This is a genomic window from Nocardia sp. (assembly GCF_025465275.1).
In the GTDB taxonomy this organism is placed as follows: domain Bacteria; phylum Actinomycetota; class Actinomycetes; order Mycobacteriales; family Mycobacteriaceae; genus Nocardia.
The window spans coordinates 1-15,276 of the sequence record NZ_JAODNK010000089.1; the positions used below are offsets into that span (position 1 = coordinate 1).

The 15,276-nt window shown below is 64.6% G+C and carries 17 protein-coding genes; 13 read left to right on the forward strand and 4 right to left on the reverse strand.

What is annotated here, in order from left to right; translation table 11 throughout:
- The 3 genes from JWN03_RS21310 to JWN03_RS21320 all read left to right on the forward strand — a co-directional run.
- Positions 1–771, forward strand: a 771-nt coding sequence (locus JWN03_RS21310) for a C40 family peptidase (RefSeq protein WP_297617734.1), incomplete at its 5' end; no start/stop codon positions are given.
- Entirely contained in the window at positions 768–1,319 is a 552-nt protein-coding gene (locus JWN03_RS21315) for a hypothetical protein (protein WP_297617737.1), read from the forward strand. The genes JWN03_RS21310 and JWN03_RS21315, both read left to right, overlap by 4 nt.
- Before the next feature lie 191 nt (positions 1,320–1,510).
- The gene (locus JWN03_RS21320) at positions 1,511–1,888 is read left to right on the forward strand and encodes a hypothetical protein (RefSeq protein ID WP_297617740.1); all 378 of its coding nucleotides are present in this window, start codon (positions 1,511–1,513) and stop codon (positions 1,886–1,888) included.
- Positions 1,889–2,004: 116 nt separating this feature from the next.
- On the opposite strand, the gene JWN03_RS21325 is transcribed toward JWN03_RS21320, so the two are convergent.
- Positions 2,005–2,289 carry a hypothetical protein gene (locus JWN03_RS21325; RefSeq protein WP_297617743.1) on the reverse strand — a complete coding sequence of 95 codons (285 nt, stop codon included), beginning with the start codon at positions 2,287–2,289 and terminating at the stop codon, positions 2,005–2,007.
- A 3-nt stretch (positions 2,290–2,292) separates the two neighbouring features.
- Here JWN03_RS21325 and JWN03_RS21330 point away from each other — a divergent pair, with 3 nt between their 5' ends.
- From JWN03_RS21330 to JWN03_RS21370, 9 genes are all read left to right on the forward strand, one after another.
- A complete protein-coding gene (locus tag JWN03_RS21330; RefSeq protein WP_297617745.1) occupies positions 2,293–2,883 on the forward strand; it encodes a hypothetical protein in 591 nt (196 codons plus the stop codon).
- Between the two features lie 67 nt (positions 2,884–2,950).
- On the forward strand, positions 2,951–3,826 hold the full coding sequence (locus JWN03_RS21335) for a hypothetical protein (RefSeq protein WP_297617748.1): 876 nt from the start codon (positions 2,951–2,953) through the stop codon (positions 3,824–3,826).
- Positions 3,827–3,911: 85 nt separating this feature from the next.
- Entirely contained in the window at positions 3,912–4,823 is a 912-nt protein-coding gene (locus JWN03_RS21340; RefSeq protein ID WP_297617750.1) for a hypothetical protein, read from the forward strand.
- Positions 4,820–5,761 (forward strand): hypothetical protein, encoded by a 942-nt coding sequence (locus JWN03_RS21345; RefSeq protein WP_297617753.1) that lies wholly within the window; start codon positions 4,820–4,822, stop codon positions 5,759–5,761. The genes JWN03_RS21340 and JWN03_RS21345 overlap by 4 nt, the downstream gene beginning before the upstream one ends.
- A 57-nt stretch (positions 5,762–5,818) precedes the next feature.
- Complete coding sequence (locus tag JWN03_RS21350; protein WP_297617755.1) at positions 5,819–6,751, forward strand: hypothetical protein; 933 nt, start codon at positions 5,819–5,821, stop codon at positions 6,749–6,751.
- Between the two features lie 302 nt (positions 6,752–7,053).
- The gene (locus tag JWN03_RS21355; RefSeq protein ID WP_297617758.1) at positions 7,054–7,848 is read left to right on the forward strand and encodes a hypothetical protein; all 795 of its coding nucleotides are present in this window, start codon (positions 7,054–7,056) and stop codon (positions 7,846–7,848) included.
- The gene (locus JWN03_RS21360) at positions 7,845–9,128 is read left to right on the forward strand and encodes a hypothetical protein (protein WP_297617761.1); all 1,284 of its coding nucleotides are present in this window, start codon (positions 7,845–7,847) and stop codon (positions 9,126–9,128) included. Before JWN03_RS21355 ends, JWN03_RS21360 begins: the two co-directional genes overlap by 4 nt.
- Before the next feature lie 63 nt (positions 9,129–9,191).
- Positions 9,192–11,057: a type IV secretory system conjugative DNA transfer family protein gene (locus JWN03_RS21365; RefSeq protein ID WP_297617764.1), complete on the forward strand. Its 1,866-nt coding sequence runs from the start codon at positions 9,192–9,194 to the stop codon at positions 11,055–11,057.
- Between the two features lie 80 nt (positions 11,058–11,137).
- Entirely contained in the window at positions 11,138–11,938 is an 801-nt protein-coding gene (locus JWN03_RS21370; protein ID WP_297617767.1) for a DUF4913 domain-containing protein, read from the forward strand.
- Positions 11,939–12,123: 185 nt separating this feature from the next.
- Here the strand turns inward: JWN03_RS21370 and JWN03_RS21375 are convergent, their stop codons facing one another.
- Both JWN03_RS21375 and JWN03_RS21380 read right to left on the reverse strand, forming a co-directional pair.
- The gene (locus tag JWN03_RS21375; protein ID WP_297617770.1) at positions 12,124–12,768 is read right to left on the reverse strand and encodes an NUDIX hydrolase N-terminal domain-containing protein; all 645 of its coding nucleotides are present in this window, start codon (positions 12,766–12,768) and stop codon (positions 12,124–12,126) included.
- Positions 12,769–12,832: 64 nt separating this feature from the next.
- Complete coding sequence (locus JWN03_RS21380) at positions 12,833–13,255, reverse strand: GNAT family N-acetyltransferase (protein WP_297617773.1); 423 nt, start codon at positions 13,253–13,255, stop codon at positions 12,833–12,835.
- A 582-nt stretch (positions 13,256–13,837) separates the two neighbouring features.
- Here JWN03_RS21380 and JWN03_RS21385 point away from each other — a divergent pair.
- Positions 13,838–14,470, forward strand: a complete 633-nt coding sequence (locus JWN03_RS21385) for a restriction endonuclease (protein WP_297617776.1) — start codon at positions 13,838–13,840, stop codon at positions 14,468–14,470.
- Positions 14,471–14,832: 362 nt separating this feature from the next.
- Here JWN03_RS21385 and JWN03_RS21390 read toward each other — a convergent pair whose 3' ends face one another.
- The gene (locus JWN03_RS21390; protein WP_297617780.1) at positions 14,833–15,249 is read right to left on the reverse strand and encodes an NUDIX domain-containing protein; all 417 of its coding nucleotides are present in this window, start codon (positions 15,247–15,249) and stop codon (positions 14,833–14,835) included.
- Positions 15,250–15,276: the final 27 nt, after the last annotated feature.

The window sequence follows — 15,276 nt, forward strand, 5'->3', positions numbered from 1 at the left end:
GACTCGGTGGGCCCGCACCAGCTGCGTGTCAGCGTCTGGGGATCGGTCGGCATCGACACCTTGATGAACCCGATCTATCAGATCAACTGGTTCTACGACCACGCCGACAAGATCCCCGACCGCGACCGCATCGCCCCGGCCGACCTGGCCCAAGCAATCGAAGCGGCCAAGGTCAATGCGTATGCGGGACAACTGGATCTCGCACAGCGGCTGTTCGCACAGTTCGCGAACATCGCCCCGGGATCGATGCCTGCGGTTCAGGCCGGTCAACCCGCAGCAGGGTGCGGAGCGAACGGATCCGGTGCGCCGCTGCCCGCAGGGGCGAGTGCGTTCGGTGCCGCGGTCATCGCGGCGGCCGAGAAATGGATCGGGACACCGTATGTGTGGGGCGGCGGAGATCAGAACGGGCCGACCGGCGGTGGGTTCGACTGCTCGGGTCTGACCCTGTACGCGGTCTATCAAGCCGCCGGCGGCCGGTTGCGGCTGCCGCACTACACCCAAGCTCAGCAGGACGACCCGGCGGCGCAGGTGGTGCCGTTCGAGCAGCGTCAACCCGGCGACTTGATTTTCTTCACCTCCTCGGGCGAGAGCAGCTCCCACCACGTCGTCATCTACTACGGGCGCAACGACAAAGGCCAAGACCTCGTCCTGCACGCACCTCAGACCGGGCAGACCGTCACCATCGCACCGTTGTGGGAGGGCGACCGCCTGGATGTGCGGCGCTTCAGTTTGCCGGCCGAACCGGAACCCAGCGAAGGGAAACGTTTGTGACAGAGGACAACACGACTCAACAGGGCCGAACCGGCCGCGACGAGCACGACCAGTCCGACGCCCGGGCTGCTGGCGTATCCGAGGACATCCAGGTTCCTCGCGGGGGAAAGCTCACGACCCCCGAAGATCGGATGGCGGCCCTAGCTGCCCGTGGCCCGTATCTGGTGCTCTGGAGCGCCGCCACAGTGCGCACATTCACCGTATGCCTGCCCGACCGGACGGTCATTTGGCATTCCCGATTCCACACTGATCTGGCCATCGCCACCGAGGAGGAAGCCGCGACAGTCGGTGCACTTCAGGCTGTCTGGATCGCTGCGCGCGCACGCGAGGAGTGGGGCGCCGACACCGCGACCCTGCGGCTGGGCGTGGCCAACTCCGGCGTCGACCGAAGCGCGGTCGAATCCGCAGCGATCAGCAGCGGACTGATGCTGGACCTATTCGCCGGGGCGCCTGAAAATCCCGCCCTCGCCCATCCAGCTGAGCGCTGGATCGACTGGTGGACAACTGATCTCGGAACTCTCATTCACAATCCTCAGGGGCTGGCATGACACCGGCCACCGGATGGCCCACCACCAGGCGAGCCATGATCGCGGGCAGCGCGTGGGTACTCCTTGCTGCCGCTGGTGCGGGCGGTTGCAGTCGGGTCTCGGCCTCCGACGGTGCGAGCAGCGGTACCCATTGTCTAGCAGCGCCGTTCGCAGAGCCTTTCAACACAATCGATCCTTGCTCGGCCCCGCACGTGGCCATCGCGGTACTGCAAACAGTGTTCACCTACCACCCCGGTGAGCAGGCCGACCAGCGCGCGTCCTTCCGGGCTGCAATGCCGTTGATGGACGACGATTTCGCTGCGCACTGGGACACCACCGGCGCGGTGCTGGCACCGATCACGCGCACGCAGTGGCAGCAATGGAGCCGTCTCGGAATCGACGTCACCGCGACAGCGCGCCTCGGGGACGATGACCACCCACTCGACGGCGACACCACCTTCGCCCGCGTCGCTGCCGTGGACCTGCACCCACCAGACGGCCCCCAGCTGTGCCTGGCGGTCTATATCCGCGCGACCCGCCCGAGTTCTGCTGTGGGGTGGCACATTTCAGCGCTGGAGGCGAGGACATGAGTAGCGGCGACCCCGTCGAGGAAGGCGGGCAAGCGGTCCGGGCCGGATTCGTGCAAGCCATGCAGACGGCCGCGATGACGATGAACCTGCTTCAGCGTCGCGGCGCGGAATCGCGGTCACAGGTCGAGTTCGACCGCCGCACCGACGACGCCGAGCTGCGGAGGCAACAGAACACCGAAGTCCACGAGCTGAAAGTGGCCGGTTACCACAGTCGCCAGAGCAACGAAAGTGAACTGTTCCACCTCGAAAAGCACTTCAAAGACCGTCAGTTCGACCGCGCCGAAGAACTGCACGTTCTGGAACGCCGGATCAAACGGCGTGTCCTCGAGCGTGGCGACGCGGACCTGGATCGGCGTACGGCCGACAGTGCGGCCGAACGCGCGAACGAAGACGACCTTCACCAATTGAAGCGCCAGAACCTACTCGACAGTTCTGGCTGGGAGAAGGAGCGCCACGACCTCGAAGTCGAGTACAAGCGGCTGCTGATCGAGATTCGGCGCCGCGCCGCAGGTTTCACCGAGACCCTCAACGCGCAGGACCGCGACCATGGCGCAGCGATGCGCGCGGCAGCGGCCTACGCGGCCGCCCACAGCACCGCCGATCTGTCCGACCAACACAGATCACACGCCGACGCCTTCGACGAAAGGCTCACCGAGGACACCGATCTGAGCCCCGACGACCTGCTCGACACCGACACCGACACCGAGCCCTCGATACCCGGACCGGGCAACTTGCCAGCGGTATGGCGCGCGGTCAATGGTCTGGCCGAGGAACTCAACTTCGACATCGTGGTGAACCACCACGCAGAGCAGAACTCGGGCGACCCGGAACCGCCCAGCTCGGACGGCACCATGATCGAGGCCGCCCTCGACGCGGCCGACATCATCGACGCCGAGGTCATCGACGGCTATAGCGAAGGCGCCGACCCGGGCAGCCCTGGTTCCGACGTGACACGTTCGTCGGCCTCCCTGCCCGAGGCCGGGATCGAACCATGACCGGCCACATCCGGATGATGTCGGAATCGCATTCGCGCACAAAGCAACTGGTTGCGAGGGGGCTGTGATGAGCAAGCCGAGTCGCATGCAGGTGAAAGTCCTCAAGGCCGTGCACGTTCACGCCGCGACCGTGCGGGTGATGCAGGACCGCGCCAAAGCCACACAGCAATCAACCGGGCAGGCGCCCCCGGCCTCCTGGTACGAGGATCTGCACGGGCGGGCGAGGCTGTGGCAAGCGCTGGAGAACGCCGCCGCGGATGCGGGCGTCCCGGCAGCGTGGATCACCCAATGCCGCCAACGTGGCGACTTGGGCATGGCATGGCGGGGGGACCTGCACTGGCGCGAAACGCAATTCATCGACAGAGACCAGCTCCTGAGCGATCTGCGGCAGAAGGTCCGCCACGTCCAGGACATGGCCGCGGTTAAGGCGGTCTACGGAGAACGGGGCGCGCAATCAGAGGTCGGGACCGCGCAAATGTTCGACCGGAAGCTGCGGGTCCTGAGCCAACGGATCAATGCCGTCGCCGCCGTGCTGGAGGTATCGGAGGCCGAAGCCGAACGACTCTGGGGCGCGCACAGTTGGTCCGCGGCAGCCGAGAGCGTTCGTGACCACAGCCCCCTCACTCTGGCCGGTCGCTGGCGTGCACACGCCCGCACCGAGACGACCGAACTCGCTCTGCAAGCCACAGCCCTCAACGACGCCGGAATCGTGCCAGGTGCACAGGCATTGCCGGAACCGGGCGACATGGCCGAGCTGATCGAGCACCACCTGTCCGCGGTCACACCACCCGAACTGAGCGCTGCAGGTGCCGAGCCGGGCGCGCAGATCACGGAGGCGATCGACGCCGCTGGCATCACCAGTGACACCGGCACCGAGTTCGTCAGCACCGACGACCCCGATCGCGCGCCGTTGTCCCCGATTGTTCCTGGGGTCGAACCATGAGGGGGCCTCTCGACCATCCGGTTCGTGGTGACCGATGCATGAAACCAGTTCCTGAACAACATGATTCGACGACAGAGGAAGCGACATGAGCGAACCGAATCCGTTCACACCGTCGGCAAGTGTGCCGACTTGGCATGCGCGGCTGCTGGGCCGTATCCAGAACCTGGCCGCAGACCGCGCCCTAGTTCTCCAGCAGGGATACCGGATAACCGAAGGGGCAGGAGAGGCCCCGATACTGGCTTGGCGCACACAATTGCAACTGCTGGCGATCTCCCGCGAGGAGACGGTCACCCAGGCGCTGTCCGTCGGGATCTCCCAGATCGACGTCGGTGACGCTCTCCTGCAGGGACATCAAGGATTTCGTGCTCCCCTCGACACGGTAGAACCGGGAGATCGGGTCCGGGAGATGATGATCGACGGCGTCGTCAACGACACCTGGCAACTGCAGCACATGGCCGCGATCCACGTGGTGCGCGATCAACAACTTCCCTCCGACGCACACTACTTCGAAGACCCGCAGGTACCGGCCCAATACGAGCGAAATATGGCCGCCCTGTGGATGCGCGCCACCGCGGTCTCACAGGCCATCTCCCTGACCGCCGCCGAATCGGCAGGGATGTGGGCCACCGACCCCGGCGGGTGGCAGCAGATCATCGGCGCCTCGGTCGCCACCTACGACGCTGCGGGGTTGGAAGAACGCTGGCGCATCTATGCCTGGCCGGGCATCGCCGAAAGCGCACACCGCGACCTGACCACACTGGGCATAAACCCCAGTCACGCCGACGCTGTCTCGCCAATTCCGGCCCCGCACAACATGTTCGAGCACGTCACCCAGGCACTCAGGGCCGGACCCGGCGATTCGGGGGCACACATCATCGACCACGCCGTCGACGCTGCGCTCTCATCAGACGCCGACCTGCAATGGCCTCCCTTTCCTACCCCGGACAACGGTGCGGCACCACCGAAAACAGACGCTTCTCCAGGGGTCGAGCTATGACCGAGCCAGCGAACGATGTGTCGAACTCCCGCCGCGAGATCCCGGCCGAACACGTCGAACTGATGCAGCAGATTCAACGGCTCGCGTTGCGGAGCGGGCAGCTGATGCAGCGCATGTACGAATCCGGCGGCGATGCAGCCTCTGCCACAGAGGCAATCACACGGATCAACGCCCTGGACCGCGAGAGGGACCTAACCGAGATCAAGGCCCGGGCCGCCGGTGTGCCTGCCGAATGGATAGATCGAGTCCGCACGCTCGGGCAGCGCGGGTTCGAGTGGCGCGAGGATCAGCCGCTGCCCGACCCCGCTCCCCAGGGAAGGCGCAGAACTGTACAACGAGTCGCCGACGATATCGAGCGGCTCAAAGACATGGCGGCCGTCCACACCGCCTACCAGCACACACGGGGACCCGGTGACACCGAGACCGGCATGGAAACCGTGGTGGCCCAACAGCTCCACCGAAATATGGAAGCGGTATGGATGCGGGCCGGGCGGGCCGCCCACGCCATCGGGATGGACGCCGGGGAACGGGCCGCGCTGTGGTCGGTGACGAGCGCGGAGTGGCAGCGGCGCGTGGACCACTACCTCGGTGGGCGCGACATCGCCGACCTGCACACACGCTGGCGCAAATACGGCGACGTCACCGTCGCGGCCGAGGCGCGTAAGTCCCTGGCCAAGATGCGCCGCGCCGGACAGCACGGCCCCGACGTGCCGTTACCCGACATGCCGATGTCACCGACTCGGATGCTGCTCGAGGCCGGCACGTCGATCGCTATCCAGCCTGCACCGCAGGGTGCTGACGGTGATCCGATCACGACGGCCATCGACGCCGCGCTGTCGGACGGAACATCAACGACGTGGCATGAAGACGCCGCACCCTTGCCCGGAGCTGACCTGTACAGCGCTGCCCCCGGCGTCGATAGCCAAATCCATCCATGACCGCGCTCAACGAATAGCGCTGTCGTGCAACAACTGTGAACACAGAAGGTGATGGTGATGACAGATCCGGAGTATCTCCCGGACAAGGCGTCGATTCCGCAGTGGAAGAACGACCTGCTGCGGCGAGTGCACGACCTTGCCGCCGACTTCGTTCGTATCGAAAGCCTCGGCGCCGATGGCTACGACGGCACCGACAGCGACCCGGAAGCAGACTGGCTTAACCATCTCGACGCGCTGACCGCGGTGCGGGAATCCACCGAACGGATCGCATTGTCGGTCGGGGTGCCGCAATCGTGGATCGAGCGTGCCCGCGACGTCGGTGCCGGGCGCACCGCTCCGGCGGGGAAGGTGATGGTTCCCGAGGAACCGAGTGAGGCCAAGCAGTTCTATCTGGACATGCTCAGCGTGGACCTGTGGAACCTGCAACGCATGGCCTTCGTGGCCGCCGCCCGCGACCTACGACTGACCGACATCGGATACCAATTCGGGCGCGACCCCATTGCCGGGCGTGAATACCAGCGCAATATGGACCTGCTGCACACACGGATCTCCACCCTGGCCGACGCCGCTGCGATAACCGTCCACGATGCCGAAAACCTCTGGGGGACAGGGCAGACCGAAGACGTACGGCGTTTGGCGGCGGCCACGGTCAACGGGTGGGACGACCTGGCAGTCGAGTTCGCCTGGCGCCACTACAGCAAACCGAACCCTGACGGCGCACTTCCGCCCTACATTCCCGTCGATGCCCGAACCGGAGAACCTGTGCACCGCATCGGCATCCGTCCACCGACACCGCAACAACTTCTCGACCAAGCCACCGACACACTCCGCGCTGACATGGCCGAGCCGTCTACCAACGGGCATGGGGACATCCAGACCGCGATCGATGCTGCCCTGCCAGCGGATGCGACCTGGAGCTGGGCATATGAGCTATCCGAGAGCGGTCCGATGGCCACGGAGCCACCGCACAGCAGCGGACCTGAACCTTGACATTGCCTTGGTGCCTGGTCTTCCGATGACGTCGGCTAGCTGCTGAGGCGCCCGCAGATCCTGATTCGTCGTGGCGCTGGCGCTGCTACCGCGAAACCACTACACAACCGCGAGGGACATCACCACCACCGCAACGGATCTCATTATCCGCTACGGACCGCTTCGAATCATGAGGGCGGAACATGATGTCCGACAATGACTCAGAAATACGCAGCGGCGGAGACGACCCGCCAGCATCTGAACTCGGCCCGCAGCGCGACGGTCGTGAATCTGCTCGGCGAGCGTATGCGTCGAAATTCGATGTGCCGCAGGCGCTACGCGCCGGTGCGATCGCGTATCGCTTCGGCAGCAACGACATCGATGCGGTCCAAGCGACCAAGCTGAGAGCCGTTCAGAACTTCGCCGCCCTGCGGTCGGCATGGATGAGAAACGCGGTCGAGAACGACCTCGATTTCGGGGACCGGAAGCATCGCTGGGCGATGTTCGTCAACGGGGTCGGCGAGGATCTGCAGCAGGCACGAGCCGAGGCCGTGCACGCCGGGATCGACGCCGCCGAGATCGAGGACGCCGAAAATGCTGGCAGCAGCGGGGTTTCCTGGGATCAACAGCCTGCACATAGGCGGCTCGGTCGCCTCGAACAACTCAGCGAGCAGCTGTATCACGCGGAGAGCCAGGCCGCCGAGCAACGCGAGCAGGTCCAGGACCTCACTCGCCGGCTCGAGACCGCGCAGGCCGCGATCGACGCGCTCGGCGATCACCTGACCCGCAACGAGAATTCGTTGCGGGAGTTACTGGGTGACCTTGTCGATGCCGACTGGCAGGGCCCGGCGCCACGGAAGGATCCAATACCCGGGCTGCAGTCGCTGACGAAGCTTCAAAACGCCAACGTGACTTTGCTCTTGGCGAACCTCTTCGACAAATCCGAGCCTGTGTCAGTTACCGATGAGCAGCTCGCCGTCGGCAGGGGAATCAGCGCGGCTGTGGAGGCCACGCTGACCGATACCGACTCACCCTTGCACCACGACGAGAACCCGGCCCCCGGACCCGAACACTCGACACCTCCTTCTGCAGACCCCGGCTCGGGAGTCGGGCCATGACGTGGATCGCCGAACCGATCGGCTACGCGAACCCTGATTACTACCGCGACGCCGCCAACAGCACCGAACGACAACTACGGGCCGATTTCGCCAAGTACTACCAACTCCGAGAAATCGCCCCGTTCGGGCTCACTGCAGCCGATACTGCGGAACTGAACGCGCACGCCGACACCCTGGCCGCGCGATGGGGACGACACGAATCCCCGCACTTTCGGCGCACGTGGGAGAGCTTGCAGTCCGCCGTCATGGGGTGGGAGGCCCGCCCGGATCTGGCACGGCGCAACTTCGACCAACTCGCCCGCGCCCGCAGCGCCGGAGAACTCGCCATCGACGAGGACCTGTGGCGCAGCCTGCAACAAGCCCGCGCCATCACCGGCCACGGCCACGACACCACCACAGCCGTGGGTTCGAACGCCGGGCACCGATTCCCGAACCTCTACCCGCCCGAGCCCTCCCTCTCCCCGCCGGCAGAGCAAGGCCCCGACCTTCGCACATCCGTGGAGCGCACACTCGGAGCGCCCCGCGACATCCGCAGCGCGACCCCTCAATTCACCCTCGAGCAGATCGATGCAACCATCGCGGCCACCGAGGAAGTCCTCGATGCCGAGAGACAACGTGGTGACCTCGACACCGGCCACGACGCGCGTACCGCGTTGTTGCCGCGCGTGATTCGGGACGCACCGATCTCCTACAACTACGGGGAGTCCGCGGCATGGGAACTACGACAGGCCGCCCTGCTGCGGGAAATCCAGGACCTGTCCTGTGAGCACAGTACGGTGGCTGAGGCGTTCGACGGCCACGACGACCAAGCCCGCATCCTCCGGTTGGAAGCCCTGCGCGACGGGGCGGCTGCCGCCCGCCGCGACGCACTACGTGCCGGAGTGCACGCCGCCGACATCGACCGCGCCTACCTCCTCGGCCGCGACGGCATCTACTGGAGCACCGAACCCTCCCACCCCCGCCTGGGCCGCATCGCACAACTGACCGAAGAACGCGACCGCGCACTCTCCACAGCGTCCCGCAACAACATCGCCGACAGCGGCGTCCACCAGGGTCCCGGCCCGCACCTCGAACTCACTTCCGCAATTGAAAACGGCAGTGAGACAACCCGTCCCAACCGATTCGATACCGACGTGGCAGCCACCGACGGCACCCGGATCGTCGAAGCGATCGACGCCGTACTCGCCGACATAGACGACAGCACCTGGACGGCACCAGTAGATCCACCACAGCCCAGCACCCCAGCATCGATCGAACGCGACATGGGCGCTGACCTATGACACCTACTGCGCGACAACAAAACCCGCATTCCTCCACAGCTCTATCCCCAGAGGTGGAAGGAGATGATCGGGTTGCCGACGCGAGAAACGCGACGCCGTAACACCGGCGGACTCGGCGAGGAAACCTGGCTGCTCCTGCTGTTTCTCGCTGCCGTCTTGTTGTGCCTGGCCGGGTGGGCAGCGATGTGCCTGGGGGAGTGGTGGGCCGGACTGCCGGTCACCGGTAACCCGGTCGCCGCCTACCTTCAGCTGGCTTTGGGACGACGACACTGGCCCTGGCAATCCACCTGTGTCGCACTAGCGCTCGTGCTCACGGCAGTCGGCGCTGCCGCGATGATCCGTCCCCGCCTCCCGCACCCGAGTGGCATCGACTCGGCCGCACGAACCATGGCACCACCTCGCACCATCACCATCGCCCGACACAGCGACAACCTCTCCGCGGCGGCGCGACTGCTCAAGGATGCCCCCGTTGAGGTGAGGGAACTACCGGGGCCACCGCTGGGGCGCACCGTGCTCCAAGACGTCGAGTTGTTCATCCCCGCCGAACTGGGGGTGTTCATCGCTGCCGGTCAGCGGACCGGCAAAACAATGGCCTGGGCGATACCCGCGGTGCTGTCCGCGTGGGGGCCGGCGCTGGCGACCAGCAACAAGCCGGACCTGTACCGGCACACCCGATACGGGCGTGCGCAACAGGGCCGGATCTGGCTGTGTGACCTGCAAGCGGTCTGCGGGCGCGCCGAGTGCGACTTCTGGGTGAACCTGCTCTCGCAAGTCACCAGCCTGCCCGCGGCACGCAAACTCGCGGCGTTCTTCGTCAGCGGCTCCTCCGGCTCCGCCGCCCAGCAAGCAAACGCCAAAGTCGACACCTACTTCGACGGCGGCGCACAAGAACTGTTGAGCCTGTACGCATTTGCCGCCGCCTGCGTCGGCGGCGACCTACTACACGTCGCCGAATGGCTCTCCGGCGACCAGGACCAAACCCCGGCCCTGATCCTGCGCGACCACGGCCACCACCGGCCTGCACAACGGATCCTGGATGCCCAAAGCTTGTATGCTCGGCAGCGAGATGGGTTGTACGACATGGGAAGACGCTTCCTGAACGTCCTGTCCGACGAAAACTATGCCCGCATGGTCACACCTCCCACCCGCAGGCGTTTCAGCGTCTACGAAGGCGAAGACAAGATCGTCATCGACGTCCAGTGCGAACCCGCACGGCATCACCTGCCCGAGTTCAAGCCCGCCGAGTTCGTTAGCAGCACCGACACCCTGTACGCCCTGTCCATGACCGGCCCCGACTCGGCCGGTCCGCTGACCGCCGCGCTCGTCGGCCAGATATTGGAAGCCGCGCTCGCTGTCGCTCGAGGGCGCTTGGACGGCCGTCTGGCGGTGCCGCTGCTGGCGGTGCTCGATGAAGCGGCCAACTGCGCTCGCATCGGTGAGCTGCCCAGCTATTACACCTACTGCGGTGGCTGCGGAATCATCTTGATGACCATCATCCAGGTTCTCGAACAAGGCGAAGACCTCTGGGGCGTCAACGGCGTGAAAATCATGCGCGCCCAATCGATCGAGATCTACGGCGGCAACATCGCCTCCGTCGGCTACCTCGACGAATGGTCGAAAATGATCGATGAGCACGACGTGGCCGACCACTCCCGCTCCCGCGGCCCCGGCGGCGTCAACCGCACCACATCCTGGCGCTCCGAACCTGTCCTGAACGTCGCCAAACTCGGTGCAATGCCCAAGGATCGGGCCCTGATCCGCTTGCCTGGTCATCAGCCGATGCTCGTGCGCAAAGTCTTCTGGTGGAACCACCCGGTCTTCGCCCCGCTCGTCACCGCGTCACTGCGCCAGTTCGAACACGTTGTCTCCCTGCGCAAACAACCCCGTACAACCAGACCATCCGGACAGGACGGAGACGCCCCACAATGACCACACCCTCTGCCAATGCCATACCCCAGTCCAGCGGTGCCCCGAAGAATCCACCCAAGCCTCCGGCCTACCCGGACTTCGTGACCTTCGCCGAGAAATGGCTCTTCCCCTTCCAGACGGTTCGTCTCGCCGAGGCGAACCGGGAACAAACCTTCACCTGGTGCCCGCAGTGGTGGCGCCACCGCCCGGTCGCGGTGCGTATCGCGGCCCTGCACAACGCGTTCGAAGCCTCCCGCCGCAGCCGCTCCGGCGGAGCGATATCGACCTTCATGCTCAGCCATATCGATGCCCACATGAGAGTCATCCTCGACGCTGCCAACGGGCCGCTGCACCGCTGCACACGAACCAAACATGTGGCACTGCAAGCACTTTCCGCCGATCCTGTGCTGCCGGGGTGGTTCGGAGACATGCGGCGACCATCCAACGTCAGCGATGGGGAGCGGGGGAAGCGTAAGCCGCCGCGGTTTGCGCACTACACCGACTTCGTCGAGCAATGGCTGCTACCGGTGACCGCGGTGCGCGTCGCCGCCAATCACCGCGAAGGGCAATACACCTGGTGCCGGCAATGGTGGGCACACCATGGCGTCGCAGTTCGATTCGCCGCCCTGCGCGCAGTCTTCGAAACAGCACGTCTGGCCGAAGACAGAACGGCGATGAGCACCCTGTTCGTCTCGCACATCGACCCTCACATGCGGGTGATCCTCGATGCCGCACAAGGACCGCTGCACCGCTGCACGCCCGACCGGCACGTGCCTCAGCCTGGTCTTCCGTTCGCGTCGGTGCCGATGGGCTGGTTTGGGTCCGCAGCGGGCTCGTTACCGGTAGACGAACTGGGATTCGGGCCGGACTTTCGGATCCTTCGAACTAGCGGCACTCTCTGAATGTCGATCTCGTCGAGCTCACCAGTTACAAGGACGCCAAGGCGATCTGGCGACCTGGTCCACCGAAGACGCTCGCAGGCGCTGAGCTGCGGTCCAGGCATAACCTCAGGCCGCCGACGCTTCAGGAGACGGCTCGTGCCGCCATGCGACCAGTTTCGCGTCCAGCGTCAGCGGCGGCCCGATTTTCAGTCGAACACGGTGGGTTTGCCAGGGTTCTTCCAGTGGTCGAACATCATTTGGATCTCGTGCTCCAGGATGCGGGTTACAGACAGTGGTGGCAGGTCGTCGACGGGGAAGTATCCGATCTGCATGGTCTCCACCGGGCTCGGTTCGCCGGTGGCGTCGATGACATCGCAGAGAAAGAACATTTTGTAGACCGAGGAGGGCAGTTTCGGGGTGTGGCCTTGGGTGTCGCGGTCCAGGCAGGCGACCAGAGTATGGGCGTGCACGAGGAGGCCGGACTCCTCCTTGACCTCCTTTTCCGCGACCTGGCGTGGGGTATCTCCGAGATCGGCCCATCCGCCCGGTGGGGTCCATCGTTCATCGCTGCGGTCCTGGATCAGCAGGATGCGGCCCTGCTGATCGAATATTCCGGCACGAACGTCCACTTTTGGTGTGGCGTAACCGATTTCCGCAGCCAGGATCTCGCGGAACTGCGCGGTGTCGCCGGTCCCGATGAGCGCCATGAGTTCGGCGCTGACCGTCCGTACCTGCTCGTAGCGTTCGGCATCGAAGACATCGCGGACGAAGGTGATGCCGTTCTGCGCGATCGCCGCCAACTGCAGTGCCAGCGCATGCAGCTGTTCGGCCTCTACTCGATCATCACTCATTGATGCATTCCTCCAAGGATCGATTGAACAGGAGCCCACGCTCACGCACGGCGACGCGAGGGTTTCAGATCGACAAGCGGTAGTTCGTGGTGTCGCGCGGTTGGAATCCGCACCGCGCGTACATCTTGCGCGCGGCCGAGCGCGAGGGTGTGCAGGTCAGATCGACGGTGCGGGCGTGGTGCGCTCTGGCGAGCTCGATGGCGGCGCGGGTGAGTGCTTCACCGATACCGCAGCCACGCACGCTCTGGTTGACCACGACGTCTTCGATGCGTGCTCGCACCCCGCTCATCAGCGGATATATCACTAGGATCGTGACTCCGACGATCGTGCTGTCCAGACGCGCCGCCAGCATGTTCGTGCTGGGAGTGGCCAGGAGCGCATCGAGGTGTCCGCGGGTCAAGGTCGGCGCCGAGGTCGACAGTTGCGGTAGCAGATCGGTCAGGGCTTGCCAGAGGTCGTCGGTGGCTTCGCGGGTCTGTGTGACCACGACTGATCGGTCTTGCTCTGGACTCACCTCAAGCGCCTTTCCGTTGACTTGTTGTGCTGACATCGAGGTGAAATATGTATGCCTGAAACAGAATTGGGTAGGCGCCGTCGGTCGCGGGCGGGCTCGTCGCCGCCGGCACGTCGATGTTCGGACGACAGCCTAGCTTCGTGGAGCGAGCAAAGGGCTGGAGCAAGGCATTCCTAAGTAAGTCATACCTAACTCTCACGTATGGAACAAAAGGGCTCTGACCTGCGGAGGCGTGGCGCGGAATGTCATCAGCGCGGAACGGGCGCGGCTGGCTGGCGCTAGCGATGCAAGGACCGGGTGCGGTATGGCGCGCCACGGGAATGGATCGGAGCATCGGCCGCGCCGTCCAGCCATGTTCGGCGCGGTCGCAAGCCGACCCCAGCCTGGACCCCCTCCCCGCCCCTATCTAAAGGACAGCGCACCTCTCGGCTGATCGCTGTGCATACGGGTTCCAAGGGTTCACTGGTCAGCCGAATTGTGATGCGATGGAGTGTCGGCCTTACTCGATATTGTTTGACGCAACCCACAGACAACATCACAACGCCAGGAGGGGTCATGAAGGACGACGTTGCGTGGCGAGAGTACCAGCAGGATGCCGCAAACCTATTGGGCGAGTTAGGCTTTGACGTTCAGGTCGAGGAAAAGTTCCCGACACTCCGCGGTGCACGTATTGAAGTCGACGTCACTGCGCGACGTATGGTGGCCGGCGTCGAGATCCTGTGGGTGGTGGAGTGCAAGTTGTGGAAGGATCCGGTACCGCAGGGAGTGCTGCACTCCCTCGTTACGGTGTGCGAGGAGACCGGTGCCGACCGAGGATTCCTACTGTGCGAGACAGGTTTTCAAGCGGGCGCAATACTGGAGGCGCACCGTCGCAATATCACCTTGACCAGTCTCGCTTATCTTCGCTGCAGTGCCGCTCAAGACCTGCTCGAAACGAGGCAGCGCCGTGCCGAGGCTCGACTTCATGAGCTGATGTCCCTCTACGGTCCCGAACTCGGTAACGACAGCGCGCACCCAGCCGAGTGGATACTTCAGATGTTTGCGGCCGCCCTTCCCGAGCAACGGCTTTCACGGCTGCGCGAGGCGAGCGAATCGACCGATTGCGGCGACGGCGAAGGTCTCGTAGGCATAGTGGATGAGCTTGTGGGGATGCCCAGTGAGCAGTTCAGCGAAATGATGACCGAATAGCTCGCCACGATCCCGCGGATCGAAGTCCAGCGAAGTTCCCGTCCCGACGGCGTCGACCTAGTCCTTACGTACCTGGACGTGTTGCGAGCATGTCTGTCGAAAGCTCGAGTCGACCGTTGGCCGATCGCCGTAAAAACCCGCAAGGGCTACGAGGTTGCATGGAACCTTGGGCAGCTACTCGGCACGGTCGAGTCCTTGCTGACCTACTGCGAGGAGCATGACTACACGGCAGTGGTTAAGTCATCCGGCAAGATGGGGGAACGTTTCTTACACGGTCTTATTCGCGGCGAATACTCGCCGAACTCCATGGACGGCGCGACTGGATTATGGGGAAACCTGGTTCAGTAACGTCACAGTCACAGTCACGGCCATGGCGGTGGTCCGAGGAGTTGAATGGCGATCCGTGTACTCGCCATCGTGTTCGGCGGAAGGGTCGAGACGGGGAGCCACTCAAGTGCTGAACACAGATCCGGCTCGCTGATCACTGGATCCCCGGTCCACGCCCGCGCGTGGTAGGTGTAAACAGCCCGAGCACCGCCGTCGTGTGATGAATCCAGTCGCACGATGATGGCGAGATCGACTTCGGCCGGCTTGAGGTCGACGCCGACTTCGTCGGCGGTCTCGCGGATCGCCGCAGTGGCGAAGTCCTCGCCAGCCTCGATGCAGCCCCCTGGCGCTGCCCACCAGTCATCGCCAACGCCGGTGTTCTGGCGGCGCATTAGGAGAACGGTGTCATCTCGAATGAGCAAGGTTTGAACGTATGGCACGACATCGGCCATTTGCCAACCTCCCGTGATCGGTTAGGG

What these genes read in the sequence shown, in the direction of transcription:
- JWN03_RS21385 (WP_297617776.1), top strand. Translation starts at nt 13,838, where the DNA reads ATGAAGGACGACGTTGCGTGGCGAGAGTACCAGCAGGATGCCGCAAAC.
- JWN03_RS21350 (WP_297617755.1), top strand. Translation starts at nt 5,819, where the DNA reads ATGACAGATCCGGAGTATCTCCCGGACAAGGCGTCGATTCCGCAGTGG.
- JWN03_RS21335 (WP_297617748.1), top strand. Translation starts at nt 2,951, where the DNA reads ATGAGCAAGCCGAGTCGCATGCAGGTGAAAGTCCTCAAGGCCGTGCAC.
- JWN03_RS21365 (WP_297617764.1), top strand. Translation starts at nt 9,192, where the DNA reads ATGATCGGGTTGCCGACGCGAGAAACGCGACGCCGTAACACCGGCGGA.
- JWN03_RS21345 (WP_297617753.1), top strand. Translation starts at nt 4,820, where the DNA reads ATGACCGAGCCAGCGAACGATGTGTCGAACTCCCGCCGCGAGATCCCG.
- JWN03_RS21360 (WP_297617761.1), top strand. Translation starts at nt 7,845, where the DNA reads ATGACGTGGATCGCCGAACCGATCGGCTACGCGAACCCTGATTACTAC.
- JWN03_RS21390 (WP_297617780.1), bottom strand. Translation starts at nt 15,249, where the DNA reads ATGGCCGATGTCGTGCCATACGTTCAAACCTTGCTCATTCGAGATGAC.
- JWN03_RS21375 (WP_297617770.1), bottom strand. Translation starts at nt 12,768, where the DNA reads ATGAGTGATGATCGAGTAGAGGCCGAACAGCTGCATGCGCTGGCACTG.
- JWN03_RS21340 (WP_297617750.1), top strand. Translation starts at nt 3,912, where the DNA reads ATGAGCGAACCGAATCCGTTCACACCGTCGGCAAGTGTGCCGACTTGG.